This window comes from Streptomyces typhae (assembly GCF_009755605.1).
Taxonomy (GTDB): Bacteria; Actinomycetota; Actinomycetes; order Streptomycetales; family Streptomycetaceae; genus Streptomyces; species Streptomyces typhae.
The window spans coordinates 19,278-33,151 of the sequence record NZ_WPNZ01000017.1 but is presented as its reverse complement, the minus strand read 5'-3'; the positions used below and the strand labels follow the sequence as shown (position 1 = coordinate 33,151).

The window sequence follows — 13,874 nt, the reverse complement described above, 5'->3', positions numbered from 1 at the left end:
CCCCGCGCATTCCCTCGTGAAGCCACCCCCGGGACCTCCCGCCCGCCCCTGCGGGCGTGCGGGGGCCCGGGGCCAGAAAGGAGCACCACCCGCCATGACCGGTACACCGCAGCAGCCGCAGCCCGTGGCTGTGGAGGCCGACTTCGACGCCGCTCCGGGCATGCTCGAGGGCGCCATGGAACTGACGATCGGCCCCAAGGAGTGCGACCTCGCCTACTGGATCACCCAGGTCGCCCAGGGCACCCTGCGCGAGCGGGGCGTCACCGGGCACCACGAGAACGCCCTGGTGCCCGACTTCCTCAAGGCGCCGGGCCCGCTGCGCGAGGCCCTGGTCCTGGAGTTCGGGCTGCGGGCCCTGTCGGAGGAGATCGCCACCCGCCTGCTGGCGCCCTACGTCGAGATCGCCCCGTCCATCCTGGAGATGGAGTTCTACTCCACCCAGCTCCTGGACGAGGCCCGCCACGCCCGCGTGTTCCGCAACCACCTGGTGGAGCTGGGCATGCCGGAGGCGACGCTGATGCAGGACATCGAGGAGATGGCGGTGGAGTTCCGCCGCGAAGTCCTCCAGCCCGTCATCGACTTCACCCTGGACATCGTGCAGAAGCAGCGCGACTTCTACGGCGGCGTCGCGGTGTTCGCCATCGTCATCGAGGGCGTCCTGGCCCCGGCCGCCGAACTCAGCGAACGCAAGTGGACCCCGCTGTCCCCCGCCACCGGGGAGATCAGCCGGGGCACCTCCATCGACGAGATGCGCCACCTGACCGTCGCCAACACCATCCTGCGCGACTACGTCCGCGACAACCCCGCCTACCGGCCGCGCCTCCTTGAGATCCTGCGCTCCGGCGTCGACCTGTGGGACAGCATCGACGACCGCAAGTTCGTCATGCACCGCGAGGAACTGTTCCAAAAGGGCATGCACGAACACGCCGGCCTCATCGCCGACTACGAGATCTGGCCCGGCACCCGCCTTTTGGACACCACCGCCGACCAGCGCTACGCCATGGCCGAGCAGTGGACCGACAAGATGGCCGCGGCCCGCCTGGCCGACATGGGCCTGCCCACCGAGGTGATGGTCTCCACCACCGCCAAGGCACCGGCGTGAAGCGCGCCGTCATCGCCGGCGCGGGCGCCTGGCTCCCGCCGAAACTGGTGACCAACGCCGACCTCACCGCGCGCCTGGACACCAGCGACGAATGGATCCGCACCCGCACCGGCATGTCGGTGCGCCACGTCGTCGAACCCGGCACCGCCACCTGCGACCTGGCCGTCGAAGCGGGCCGGCGCGCCCTGGACGCCGCCGGCCGCGACGCCGACATCGTCATCCTGGCCACCACCACCCCCGACCGGCAGGTCCCGCCCACCGCCCCGGAGATCGCCACCCGCCTGGGCCTTGGCACCGTCCCCGCCTTCGACCTGTCCGCCGCCTGCGCCGGGTTCCTGTACGGCCTGTCCACGGCCTCCGGGCTGATCGCCACCGGCGCCGCCCGCAGCGTCCTGCTCATCGGCGCGGACGCCTTCACCACCATGGTCGACCCCGACGACCGCGCCACCGCCGTCCTGTTCGGGGACGCCGCGGGCGCCCTGCTGCTGCGCGCGGGCCAGGACGGCGAACCCGGCGCCGTGGGCACCCCCGTCCTGGGCAGCGACGGCAGCCTCGCCGACCTCATCCAGGTTCCCGCGGGCGGCTCCCGCACCCGTGTGAACGGGCCCCTCACCGACCTGGCCGACCCCAAGGACCTGTACTTCCAGATGAACGGCCGCGAGACGTTCCGGCACGCGGTCACCCGCATGAGCCAGTCCTCGCGCGCCGCCGTCACCGCCGCCGGCTGGGAGCTGGCCGAGGTGGACCGGCTCTGCGCCCACCAGGCCAACGCCCGCATCCTCACGGCCGTCGCCGACGAACTCGGCTTCGAGCCCGCCCGGCAGCTGTCCAACGTCGCCGACGTCGGCAACACCGCCGCCGCCTCCCTGCCCACCCTTTTGGCCATGGCCGCCGCCGACGGCACCCTCAAGACCGGCCACCGGGTGCTCCTGACCGCCTTCGGCGGCGGACTGTCCTGGGGCGCGGCCACCCTCACCTGGCCCGACACCGACGTCCTCGTGGACTAGAAAGGACTTGACCCCTCATGTTCGAGACCCTCAAGGAAATCCTCGTCGACAAACTCAAGGTCGACCCCTCCCGCATCACCCCCGACGCCACCCGCGAGGAAGCCGAACTCGACTCCCTGGCCGTCGTGGAGCTGTCCATGCTCCTGGACAAGGAGTACGGCGTCGTCATCAGCGACGACGAACTCATGGAAGCCGAGAACATCGGCGAGATGGCCCGCATGATGACCGAACGCCGCGCCACCGTCTGACCCCCGCACCACCCCAAGCGCACCACCCCAAGCGCACCACCCCAAGGGCACCAACCGCACCACCTCTGCGGCACCACCCCCGTGCGGCACCGCCCCCCTCACCCGTACAGCGCCATCCGCGTACGGCACCGCCCGCCGCACCCCGTACAGCCCCATCCGTACAGCCCCACCCGTACAGCCCCATCCGTACAGCGCCACCCGCACGGCGTGTGCCTCATGCTGCCCTGCGCAGCCGCCCGGCCGCCCCCCATGGCCGGGCGGCGCGCGCACGGCAGGCACCGCCGCCCGCGAGCGACCCGCACCGACCCGCACCGACCCAGGCAGTCCATCAACCGGCACGCGTCCAAGGAGAGTTCATGCACGACGCACGGGAGCTGATCGAGGCGGGCGAGGTGGCCGTGCGGCACCTGGCACGGCGGCGCTTCGCCCTGGACACCACCGCCCTGGCCGCCGCCCACAAGCGCCGGGCCGCGGCCCTGGGTGCCGTGGCCGACCTGCGCGCCGAGCTGAAGAAGGCCGCCCGCGGCGGGCCCCCCACCCCGCAGGCCCGCGAGGCCACCCGGCAGCTGCGCGAACGCGTGCAGCAGGCCCAGAACAGCGCCCGCGACGCCGAGGCCGAGCTGAGCGAACTGCTCCTGGCCATCCCCAACCTTCCCCTGCCCGAGGTGCCCGACGGGCACAGCGACGCCGAGGCCGTCGAGATCCGCCGCGGCGGCCCGCCCCCGGGCCCCGCCGACGAGGCCGCCCACCACGCCGACGTCGGCGAGCAGCTGGCCGTCCTGGACACCGCCCGCGCCGCCCGCCTGTCCGGCGCCCGCTTCACCGCCGCCCGCGGCGCCGGCGCCCGCCTGGAACGCGCCCTGGCCGCGTTCTTCCTGGACCTGCACACCGGCGAACACGGCTACACCGAGCACTCGGTGCCCTACCTCGTCAACCGGCAGACCATGACCGGCACCGGCCAGCTGCCCAAGTTCGAGGACGACCTGTTCGCCACCCGCGTCGGGGAGCGCGAGCTGTTCCTGGTGCCCACCGCCGAGGTGCCCCTGACCAACCTGGTGGCCGGCGAGGTGCTGAGCGCCGGTGACCTGCCGCTGGCGATGACCGCCCGCACCCCCTGCTTCCGCGCCGAGGCCGGCTCCTACGGTCGCGACACCCGCGGCATCCTGCGCCTGCACCAGTTCGAGAAGGTGGAACTCGTGCGCGTCTGCGCGGCCGAGGACGCCCCCAAGCAGCTGGAGCTGATGGTCGCCCACGCCGAGGAGTGCCTCACCCGCCTGGAGCTGGCCCACCGCACCGTGCTGCTGCCCGCCGGCGACCTGGGCTTCAGTGCCCGCATGACCTACGACATCGAGGTGTGGCTGCCGGGCAGCGGCGCCTGGCGGGAGATCTCCTCCGTCTCCGACTGCGGCACCTTCCAGGCCCGCCGCGCGGGCATCAAGGTCCGCACCCCTGAGGGCGGCAAAGCCTTCGCGGCCACCCTCAACGGCTCCGCCCTGCCCATCGGACGCACCCTGGCCGCCCTGTTGGAACAGGGCCGCCGCAGCGACGGCTCCGTCCTGCTGCCCAAGGCCCTGCACCCCTACACCGGCTTCGCCCGCATCCACCCCGGCGGCACCACCAGCTGACCCCGTGCCCCGCCCCCCTGCCCGCACGCCGGTGCCCCCTGCCCGGGGCGCGGGCAGGGGGCGGCACGGGCGGTACGGGCGGCGCCGGTCAGGGGGCGCGCACCAGCTCCGGCGCCGGAGCCGGAGCCGGGGGCTGCACCGGCAGCACCGGCGCCTGGTTGAGGATGTCGAGGAAACGTTCCCGCAGCTGCGGCGAGGGCTCCATGCCCAGCTCGGCGACCATCCGGCCGCGCGCGGCGTGGTAGGTCTCGATCGCCTCGGCCTGCCGCCCGCACCGGTACAGGGCCAGCATCAGGATCTCGGTGATCCGCTCACGCCAGGGATGCACCACGCTCAGCCGCTTCAACTCCCCTATCGCCGAGGGCACTTCGCACTCGAAGTCCAGCCACAGCTTGTCCTCGGTGGCCATCAGGTGCTCCTCGCCCAGCTGCACCGCCACCGACTGGCACAGCGGCCCCTTGGCCGCGTCCTGCAGCGGGGCGCCCCGCCACAGCTGCAGGCACTGTCCCAGCAGGGCCGCCGCCCGCCCGGCGTCCTGCTCCATCACCGCGCGGGCCTGGGCGGCGCGGCGCCTGAAGACGTTCATGTCGAGGTCCTCGCCGGGGAACTCCAGCGCGTAGCCGGTGGAGCGGGCGAGCAGCGCCACCTGGCCGGGACCCCACTCGTGCAGGGTGCGGCGCAGCCGGGAGACATGGGCCTGCAGCGCGTTCTCCACCGTCAGTGGCGGGTCGTCCCCCCACAGTTCGGTGTAGAGGTCCTCGGCGGGCACCATGCGGCCGCCGTTGACCAGCAGCACCGCCAGCAGGGCCCGCTGCTGGGCGCCGCGCACACTGTGGAACTGCCCGCCGACCTCGACTCCGACCGAGCCGAGCACCTTGAACTTCACTGCCCTCTCCTCCCTGCCAAACGCCCCTCGGGGGTGCTGGCCGCAGGTGGCCGGCGGGGCGGTACGGAGTGTGGTGTGCGTGTTGAACGTTGCACCAGGACCTTGAGCCCGGCTCGAAACCGGCCGAGCGCCCGGACCCGGCCGGTATCCGCCGCCCCGCCGGGCCCCGCGGGGCGGGCGCGGCGGGGCCCGGGGGCCTTGAGCGGGCCTCAAGTGAACGTCAAGTCGCCTCTGTCACTGTGGACTTGGGAGCCGCCCCGGGGGCGCGTGCGCGTCCGCGGCCCCGTTCCCAGGCAAACCTGTTGAAGCGATTGAAGCGATCAAGGAGTACGCGTGAGTGACCTGACCGAACTGGCCGGCCGGTACATCTCCATCTGGAACGAGCCGGACGAGGCCAAGCGAGCCGCGGCGATCGCCGACCTGTACACCACCGACGCCACCTACACCGACCCGCTCGCCGACGTGAGCGGCCACGACGGCATCGCCGCCGTCATCACCGGCGCCCGCCAGCAGTTCACCGGCTTCGAATTCAAGATCCTCGGCGACGTCGACGCCAACCACCACATCGCCCGCTTCCAGTGGGAACTCGTCCCCGCCGCCGGCGGCGAGAACATCGTCATCGGCTTCGACGTCATCGCCACCGACGGCGCCGGAAAGCTCAAGACCGTCTCCGGCTTCCTCGACAAGGTCCCCGCCGGCGCCTGACGCTCTTCTGCCCGTCTTTTTCGGACCGTGTGCCGGGCGGCACCTCCGCATCCAGGTGCGGGGCTGCCGCCCGCTCCCGTCCCCGCAGCACATCAGCTGACTTCAAGGAGCACCACGATGAGTACGGACACAGGGGCGCGCGCCGCCGGAACCGAAGAGGCGGTGACGTTACCGGCTGCCGCGCCCGCCACGGTCGCGGCCGCACCCGGCTGGGGTGCCCTGGCCATCGTGATGGTGGGCACCTTCATCACCGTCCTCGACTATTTCATCATCAATGTCGCCGTGCCCGCGATCCAGTCGGATCTGACCGCGTCCTCGGCCCAGTCCCAGCTGGTGATCATCGGGTACGGGGTCGCCTTCACCGCCGGCATGATCACCGGCGGGCGGCTCGGTGATCTCTACGGCCGGCGGCGCATGTTCAGTCTGGGCATGCTCGGCTTCACCGTCGCCTCCGCGCTGTGCGCGGTGGCGCAGGGCCCGGACGCGCTGGTGGCCTTCCGGGTGCTTCAGGGTGCCGCGGCCGCGCTCATGGTGCCGCAGGTCCTGGGCATCCTCGGTGTGGTCTACACCGGGGCCGCGCGGGCGCGGGCGTTCGTCGTCTACGGTCTGGTGATCGGCCTGGCCGGGGTGTTCGGGCAGGTCATCGGCGGGGCGCTGATCTCGGCGGACGTGGCCGGGCTGACCTGGCGGGCGATCTTCCTGATCAACCTGCCCGTCGGTGTCGTCGCGCTGGTGCTCACCCCGCGTCTGATCCCGGAGTCCCGTGCCGCCCGGGGCGGGCGCCTGGACCTGGTGGGGGCCCTGCTCTCGGCGGCCGCGCTGGCGGCGATCGTGCTGTCCCTGGTCGAGGGCCAGGAGCGGGACTGGCCGCTGTGGACGTGGCTGCTGCTGGTGGCGGCGGTGCCGCTCAGTGCGGCGTTCGTGCTGCACCAGCGCGCCCGCCAGCACCGCAGCCCGCTGGTGGACTTCGCCCTGTTCAAGGGCCGCACCTTCCCCGTCGGGCTCGTCGCGATGCTGCTGTACTTCCTGGCGATGGGCTCGTTCTTCTTCCTGCTCGCGCTGTATCTGCAGCAGGGCCGGGGCCTGTCGCCCGCCGAGTCGGGTCTGGTCTTTCTGACCCTGGGCGCGGGCTATCTGGGCTCCTCGATGCTCTCCACCCGGCTGGCGGCCCGCCTGGGCGACGGCCTGATCACCGCCGGTCCGCTGACACTGGCCGTGGGCTATGTGCTGACCGGGCTGACCGCCTCCTGGATCGACACCGACAAGTCCATCGGCTGGATCATCGCGCCGCTGATCCTGTCGGGCATCGGGATGGGCATGACCACCGGGCCGCTGACCGGTTCCCTGCTGGCGGGCACCGACCCCGAGCACGCCGCGGCCGCCTCGGGCACCGCCAACACCGTGCAGGAGGGCGGCGTCGCCATCGGTGTGGCCGTGGTCGGCGCGGTCTTCTTCCCCGCGCTCGGGGACGCCCCGGTGCCCGGCGACTACCCGCACGCCTTCGACGTCGGTCTGATCCCGCTGGTGGCGTTCTGCCTGGCCTCCTCGGTGATGGTGCGGTTCATGCGGCCGCGCGCCGAACGCAGGGCGGCCCGCGCCGCGAAGACCCCCGCACCGCAGTGACCGCCGGGTGCCGGGCCCCCGCCCGGCACCCGATGCGCTGCGCGCACCGCCAGGCCGAGCCGACGCACCCCGCGGCTCGGCCTTTTGCCGTCCCGCCCCCGCACCGGCCGGGGGGCGGGGGGGCAGATGCGGCGCCATTGCCGGGCGAGCGCCCGGTCAGTGGCGTGTCAGGCGCCGGTGGTTGGCTTGGCGCTCAATTCACCGGCGCGGCCCGTGCGCGCCCGGACCTTTCACGGATCGGCCACCGCCATGTCTGACACCCACATATCCCTGGAGCAGCTGCGTGAGCTGCCCGCCCACGAACTCAAGGAAGAGATCGAGATCCTCGTGGTGGAGCTGTTCAAGGACGCTCTGCTGATGGAGGACGACGAGGACCTCCCGCTGGCCGTCAGCTACTTCGACCTCGGCCTGACCTCGCTGCGCCTGACCGCGCTCAAGCAGAGCCTGGAAGAGCTCCTGGAGCTGACCATCAACACCAACGTGCTGTTCAACGAGCCCACCGTCGAGCAGCTCGTGTACTACCTCACCGACCTGATGGCCGGCTCCCCCGCCACTTTCCAGCCCGCACCGTAGCCGCCACCGGTTAGAAGGAGCCCTAGCGGACATGTCTTTCGACCACCGCCCCGCCACCGCCGAACCCGTGCCCGCTGGTGAGCCCATCGCGATCATCGGTGTGGGCCTGCGCTTCCCCGGCGGCAGCACCAGCCTGGACGAGTTCGAGGCGTTCTTGCGTGCCGGCGCCTCCGGCATCTCCCCGCTGCCCGGCGACCGCTTCGACGTCGACGCCTTCACCCCCAGCGGCCCCGACGACAAGGGCAAGATCAAGGCCTCGGGCGGCGGCTATCTGGACCGCATCGACCTGTTCGACGCCGGCTTCTTCAACATCTCGCCCAAAGAGGCCCAGTACATCGACCCCCAGCAGCGGATGATCCTGGAGACCGCCTGGCAGGCGCTGGAACACGCCAACATCGACCCCACCCCGCTGCGCCGCTCCAGCGGCTCGGTCTATGTCGGCGCCAGCTCCGTGGACTACGCCCTGGAACTGGACCAGCTGCCCTACGAGGACCTCGACGGGCACCTGGCCTCCGGCATCACCCTCTTCCCGCTGGCCGGGCGCCTGTCGTACTTCCTGGGCTGGCGCGGCCCCTCCATCAGCGTCGACACCGCCTGCTCGTCCTCCCTGGCCGCCCTGCACATGGCCGTGACCGCGCTGCGCCGCGGCGAGAGCGACATCGCCCTGGGCGGCGGCGTCAACGCCCTGCACCACCCGCGCATCCCGGTGATGTTCTCCAACGCCCAGATGCTCGCCCCCGACGGGCAGTGCAAGACCTTCGACGAGAGCGCCGACGGCTACGCGCGCGCCGAGGGCTGCAGCGTCGTCGTCCTCAAACGGCTGTCCGACGCGCGCCGCGACGGCGACCGCGTCCTTGCCCTCATCCGCGGCACCGCGGTCGGCCAGGACGGCGACAGCGCCGGCCTGACCGTGCCCAACGGGCCCGCCCAGGAACGCGTCCTGCGCCTGGCCCTGGCCGACGCCGGCCTCGAGCCCGGCGACATCAGCTACGTCGAGGCGCACGGCACCGGCACCCCGCTGGGCGACCCCATCGAACTGGGCGCCATCAGCAACGTGTTCACCGAGGGCCACAGCCACGACGACCCGCTCCTGGTCGGCTCGGTCAAGACCAACCTGGGCCACATGGAACCCGCCTCCGGACTGGCCGGCGTCATCAAGGTCCTGGCCCAGCTGCGCTCGGCGACGATCTACCCGCACCTGAACTTCACCACCCCCTCGGGGCGCATCCCCTGGGAGGTGTATCCGGTCCGGGTGCCCACCGCCGTGGAGCCCTGGCGGGCCCCGGTGCGCCGGGCCGCGGTCAACAGCTTCGGCTTCGCCGGCACCATCGGCGCGGTCGTCCTGGAACAGGCCCCCGACCCCGACCCCACCGGTACGGGTACGGGGGCGGGGGCGCGGGCGGCGAGCACGCAGCCGCAGGACACCCAGCCGCAGGACGGGGGTGAGCGGGCGCAGCCGGCGGCGGCGATGTTCACGCTGTCCGCCAAGAGCAGTGCCGCCCTGCGCGAACAGGCCGCCCGCTACCGCGAGTTCCTCACCGAGCGGCCCGGCGCCGACATCGCCCGGCTGTGCTACACCGCCAACACCGGCCGCGCCCACTTCACCCACCGCGTCGCCGCCCCCGTCACCGACCGCGAGAGCCTGCTGAAGGTCCTGGAGCGGGTGAGCCACCCCGACCACGCGGTGGAGCCCTCCGGCATCCGCAAGATCGCGTTCATGTTCACCGGCCAGGGCTCGCAGTACCCGGGCATGGGCGCCACCGCCTACCGCCAGTTCCCCCTGTTCCGGCGGGTCGTGGACGAGTGCGACGCCCTGTTCGCCCCCCACCTGCAGCGCTCGGTGCGCGACCTGCTCCTGGGAAGGGGCGAACGGCTGGAGGACATCGAGCAGACCCGCTACACCCAGCCCGCGCTGTTCACCCTGGAGTACGCCCTGGCCCGGCTGTGGCTGTCCTGGGGCGTCAAGCCCACCGTGCTGATCGGGCACAGCATCGGCGAGGTCGTGGCCGCCACCGTGGCCGGCCTGTTCACGCTGCCCGACGCGGTGACCCTGGTCGCCGCCCGCTCCCGCCTGATGCAGTCGGTGCGCACGTCCGGCGGCATGGCCGCCGTCAGCGCCCCCGCCGAGCAGATCCAGCCGCTGCTGGAGGGGCGGCCGCTGCTGGCCCTGGCCGCCGTCAACGGCCCCGAGCAGTGCGTGATCTCCGGCGCCGACGCCGAACTCGCCGAGGTCAGCGCCCTGCTGGCCGAGCAGGGTGTACGGGTCAACGACCTCACCGTCAGCCACGCCTTCCACTCCCCGCTGATGGCCGAGGTCTTCGAGGAGTTCCGCACCGCGCTCGCCTCGATCACCTTCGGCGAGCCGACGATCTCCCTGATCTCCAACGTGACGGGCAAGGTGGCCCGCTCCCGCGAGCTGCGCTCGGCCGAGTACTGGGTGCGCCACATCGGCGAGCCGGTGCACTTCATGGCCGGCATGCGGGCCCTGGCCCGCCGCGGCAAGCACGCCCTCATCGAGATCGGCCCCTCGGCGATGCTGACCGCCCTGGCCAAGCCCTGCGTCAAGGCCGAGGACCACCTGTGGCTGACCAGCCTGCGCCGCCGCGACACCGGCGAAGGCACCGGCACCACCCTGCGCGCCCTGGCCGACCTGTACGGGGCCGGGCTGAGCGTGGACTGGCACGGCTACCACGACGGGCGCACCCTGCCCGCCCAGGACCTGCCCACCTACGCCTTCCAGCGCAAGCGGTACTGGCTGCCCACCCCCACCACCCGGGGCAGCCGCACCGGCGGCGGCCCCCTCACCCACCCCCTGCTCGGCGAACCCGCCGCCCAGCCGCAGCCCGACGCCCAGGCGCAGCCCGACGCCCAGACTCAGGCCGGCGGGCAGACGCAGGCCGACGCGCAGGCGGACGCGCAGGCCGGCGGGCAGGTCGCCGAGTTCCGGGCCGAGTTCGTCCCCGCCGAGCTCGGTGAACTCGCCGCGCACCATCGCCAGGGCGAGCCGGTGCTGCCCGGGGCCGCCCTGGTGGACCTGCTCTTCGCCGCCCAGGACGCGGTCGCCGGACACACCCGCGGCGCCCTCACCGGCCTGGAACTGCCCCAGGCCCTGGCCCTGCGCGAGGACGGCGTGGTGCGGCTGACCACCCGCCTGCGGCGCACCGGCCCCGGCCGCCTCCTGGCCGAGGTGCGGGCCGGCGCCGAGGGCCAGGACCAGCTGCTGGCCCGCGCCCGCATCGAGCCCGCCCTGCACGAACCCGTTCCGCAGGCTCCCGCCGCCGCGGGGCGGGTCGTGGAGCGGGTGGAGGGCGCGGACCTGGCCGCCGACCTGCGGGCGGTGGGCCGCACCGACAGCGCCGGCGCCGCCCGCGTGCTGCACGCCACCCGCCACGAGGGCGACCTGGTCACCGGCGAGGTGCGCGGGCGCAGCGCCGGGGCGGTGGAGCAGCTGCCCGGTGAGCTCCTGGAGGCCGTCCTGCAGGCGCTGGTCGCCTTCCAGGACGCGGGCCCGCTGCCCGCCCTGCACGGCGCGCGGAGCATCCGGCTGTTCAAGAAGCCCCGCGGCCGCACCCTGCACTTCACCGCCGCCCTGCACCCCGCCGAGGACGAACTGCGGGCGGACGTCACGCTGTTCGAGGACGGCGAGGCGGTCGCCGACGTGCGCGGCGCCCGCCTGGCCCGGCCCGCCGCCGCGCAGGAGGGGCCGCACTTCACCCACCGCGTCCAGTGGCTGCGCCACAGCCTTGCGCCCGCCCCCGCCGCGGGCGACGCCACCGCCGCGCGGCATGTGCTGGTGTGCGCCACCACCGCCGCGGCCCGCGACACCCTGGCCGCCCACCTGGCCGCCGGCCAGGAGGAGACCGGCCTGCGGCTCACACCCGCCGCCACACCGGCCGACGTGCGCAGCGCCCTGGAACACAGCGGCGCCGAGGCGGCCGTCCACGACGTGGCGTGGTTCTGGCAGCCCCAGCAGGAACAGGGGCAGGAGGGCATGTCGCTGGCGCGGCTGCGCGCCGAGTGCGCCCGCAACCTCAGCGAGCTGCTGGAGCTGGTGGCCGCCCTCGGCGCGGCGGGCGGGCAGCAGCCGCCCAGGCTGTGGCTGATCACCGAGCGCGCCCAGTGGCTGCCCGCCGACCTGGCGGACGGCGGCGAACAGCTCGCCGCCGCCACCGTGTGGGGCTTCGGCAGCGTCCTGCTGGGCGAGTACCCGCAGCTGAGGACCACCCTGATCGACCTGCCCGCCGGCGGGGACGCCGCCGCGCTGCTCGCCGAGTGGCGCAGCCCGCAGCCCGGCGAGCACCAGGTCGCCTACCGCGGCGGGCAGCGCCATGTGCGCCGGGTCCTGCCCGGCGACACCACCCCCGCCGCCCCGGGCCCGGTGACGGTCGTGGCGCCCGCCTTCGGCGACCTGGAACACACCGCCCTGGCAGCGGCCGTCCCCGCGGCGTCCGCTCCCGCCGGCGGCGAGGTGCGCGTCCGGGTGGACGCCGCCGCCCTGACCGCGAAGGACGTGCCCGCCGTGGCCGCCGTGCCCGCCCCCTCCCCCGAGGGGCCCGCCGGGCAGGAACCGGCGGTCACCGCCAGCGCGTACGCGGGCACCGTCACCGCCACCGCCGAGGCCGGGAACTGGCCCGTCGGCACCAGGGTGACGGTACGTCATCCCGGGCCGCTGGCCTCCACGGTGACCGTGCCGCACACCGCCCTGGCCCCGGCCCCCGAAGGCCTCAGCCCGGCACAGGCCGCCGCCCACGCCGCCCGCACCCTGGACGACGCCTCCCGTGACGCCTCCCCTGTCGCCGCCGGGGTTCCCCAGGCAGCGGTGTACGGGCTGGACGAGGTCGGCGAGGCGCTGCGGGTGCTGTCGGGCGCCCCCGCGCCGGGCGGTGCTCCGGTGGTCGTGGCCTTCCCGCCGCAGCCGGCCGAGGACCTCGGGGCGCGGGCGCCGGGCGGGTTCACCGTGCGGAAGGACCGCACGTACGTGGTCACCGGCGGGCTCGGCGGTCTGGGTCTTGCCACCGCCCGCAAGCTGGCCGACCTGGGCGCCCGGCACCTGGTCCTGGTCAGCCGCAGCGGCCGGCCCGCCCAGGAGGCCGCACAGCTGCTCACCGAGCTGACCGCGCTCGGCGCGGACGTGCAGCTGGTGCGCGCCGACCTGGGCCGGCAGGAGGACGTGGCCGCCCTGGTGGAGCGGCTGCGGGCGCAGCAGCAGCCGGTGGCCGGGATCGTGCACGCGGCCGGCGCCATGGGCAACTCCCTGATATCCGCCCTGACCTGGGAGATCATCGAGGAGCAGCTGGCGCCCAAGGTGTACGGCGGCTGGCTGCTGCACGAGGCCGCCGCCTCCTTCCCGGAGCTGGACTTCTTCACCCTGTACTCCTCGGTGGCCTCGGTCACCGCGGTGCGCGGCGGTGCGGGGCAGGCCCATTACGCGGCCGCGTTCGCCTTCCTGGACTCCCTGGCGCACTGGCGCTCGCGCCAGGGGCTGCCCGCGGTGTCGGTGAACTGGGGCTCGTGGGGGCGGGTTGGCATGTCGGCCCGGATGGAGGCCGCCCACATCGCCGAGATCGAACGCAGCGGTGTGCGGCTGTTCTCGCCCGCCTGGGGCCTGCGCGCCCTGCACCGGCTGTGGCGCCAGGGCGCGGCGCAGCGGATCGTGAACGTGTACGACTGGCCGCAGTTCGCCAGCCGGCTGCCGGCCGCCAACGCCCTGTACGCGCGGGTCCTGCCGCACACCGCGCAGGACGGCGGCGGCGGTGACCTGGCCGATCTGCTTGCCCGGCCCGCGCCCGAGCAGCTGAAGCTGATCAGCCGGGTGGTGGCCGAGAAGGTCGCGGCCGTCCTGCACTTCGAGTCCGCCGACGAGGTGGAGCCGGGCGCGGACTTCGTCGGCCTGGGCCTGGACTCGGTGATGGGCATGGAGGTCAAGGGCAGCCTGCAGAGCCACTTCGGGGTGGGCCTGCCGGCCGCGCTGACCTTCGACTACCCCTCCGTACGCAAGATCGCCGAGTTTCTCCAGTCCCAGCTGTCAGGAGCCACCGGATGACCCCCTGCCCGGCCACAGGGGCCACAGGGGCCGCCCGGGTTTCCGCGGCCACCCCGGCCTTC

General features: G+C 73.8%; 9 protein-coding genes. 8 read left to right on the top strand and 1 reads right to left on the bottom strand.

Going from position 1 to position 13,874, the window contains the following annotated elements; translation table 11 throughout:
* Positions 1–94: 94 nt before the first annotated feature.
* From GPA10_RS27665 to serS, 4 genes are all read left to right on the top strand, one after another.
* Positions 95–1,102 carry a VlmB-like protein gene (locus GPA10_RS27665; protein WP_157167877.1) on the top strand — a complete coding sequence of 336 codons (1,008 nt, stop codon included), beginning with the start codon at positions 95–97 and terminating at the stop codon, positions 1,100–1,102.
* Positions 1,099–2,109, top strand: coding sequence for a beta-ketoacyl-ACP synthase III (locus tag GPA10_RS27660; protein WP_343041389.1), 1,011 nt, complete (start codon positions 1,099–1,101; stop codon positions 2,107–2,109). The genes GPA10_RS27665 and GPA10_RS27660 overlap by 4 nt, the downstream gene beginning before the upstream one ends.
* A 17-nt stretch (positions 2,110–2,126) precedes the next feature.
* Entirely contained in the window at positions 2,127–2,357 is a 231-nt protein-coding gene (locus GPA10_RS27655) for an acyl carrier protein (RefSeq protein WP_058846601.1), read from the top strand.
* 356 nt (positions 2,358–2,713) lie between these two features.
* The gene (gene serS / locus GPA10_RS27650) at positions 2,714–3,982 is read left to right on the top strand and encodes a serine--tRNA ligase (RefSeq protein WP_058846600.1); all 1,269 of its coding nucleotides are present in this window, start codon (positions 2,714–2,716) and stop codon (positions 3,980–3,982) included.
* Positions 3,983–4,070: 88 nt separating this feature from the next.
* Here the strand turns inward: serS and GPA10_RS27645 are convergent, their stop codons facing one another.
* The gene (locus GPA10_RS27645) at positions 4,071–4,868 is read right to left on the bottom strand and encodes an AfsR/SARP family transcriptional regulator (protein ID WP_343041388.1); all 798 of its coding nucleotides are present in this window, start codon (positions 4,866–4,868) and stop codon (positions 4,071–4,073) included.
* Positions 4,869–5,201: 333 nt separating this feature from the next.
* On the opposite strand from GPA10_RS27645, the gene GPA10_RS27640 reads away from it, so the two are divergent.
* The 4 genes from GPA10_RS27640 (at position 5,202) to GPA10_RS27625 (ending at position 13,812) form a co-directional block, all read left to right on the top strand.
* Positions 5,202–5,573 (top strand): nuclear transport factor 2 family protein, encoded by a 372-nt coding sequence (locus GPA10_RS27640; protein ID WP_343041387.1) that lies wholly within the window; start codon positions 5,202–5,204, stop codon positions 5,571–5,573.
* A 117-nt stretch (positions 5,574–5,690) separates the two neighbouring features.
* Positions 5,691–7,196: an MFS transporter gene (locus tag GPA10_RS27635; RefSeq protein WP_157167875.1), complete on the top strand. Its 1,506-nt coding sequence runs from the start codon at positions 5,691–5,693 to the stop codon at positions 7,194–7,196.
* Between the two features lie 249 nt (positions 7,197–7,445).
* Positions 7,446–7,769: an acyl carrier protein gene (locus GPA10_RS27630; RefSeq protein ID WP_157167874.1), complete on the top strand. Its 324-nt coding sequence runs from the start codon at positions 7,446–7,448 to the stop codon at positions 7,767–7,769.
* 31 nt (positions 7,770–7,800) lie between these two features.
* Positions 7,801–13,812, top strand: coding sequence for a type I polyketide synthase (locus GPA10_RS27625; RefSeq protein WP_157167873.1), 6,012 nt, complete (start codon positions 7,801–7,803; stop codon positions 13,810–13,812).
* Positions 13,813–13,874 lie beyond the last annotated feature (62 nt).

What these genes read in the sequence shown, in the direction of transcription:
- GPA10_RS27665 (WP_157167877.1), top strand. Translation starts at nt 95, where the DNA reads ATGACCGGTACACCGCAGCAGCCGCAGCCCGTGGCTGTGGAGGCCGAC.
- GPA10_RS27655 (WP_058846601.1), top strand. Translation starts at nt 2,127, where the DNA reads ATGTTCGAGACCCTCAAGGAAATCCTCGTCGACAAACTCAAGGTCGAC.
- serS (WP_058846600.1), top strand. Translation starts at nt 2,714, where the DNA reads ATGCACGACGCACGGGAGCTGATCGAGGCGGGCGAGGTGGCCGTGCGG.
- GPA10_RS27635 (WP_157167875.1), top strand. Translation starts at nt 5,691, where the DNA reads ATGAGTACGGACACAGGGGCGCGCGCCGCCGGAACCGAAGAGGCGGTG.
- GPA10_RS27630 (WP_157167874.1), top strand. Translation starts at nt 7,446, where the DNA reads ATGTCTGACACCCACATATCCCTGGAGCAGCTGCGTGAGCTGCCCGCC.
- GPA10_RS27625 (WP_157167873.1), top strand. Translation starts at nt 7,801, where the DNA reads ATGTCTTTCGACCACCGCCCCGCCACCGCCGAACCCGTGCCCGCTGGT.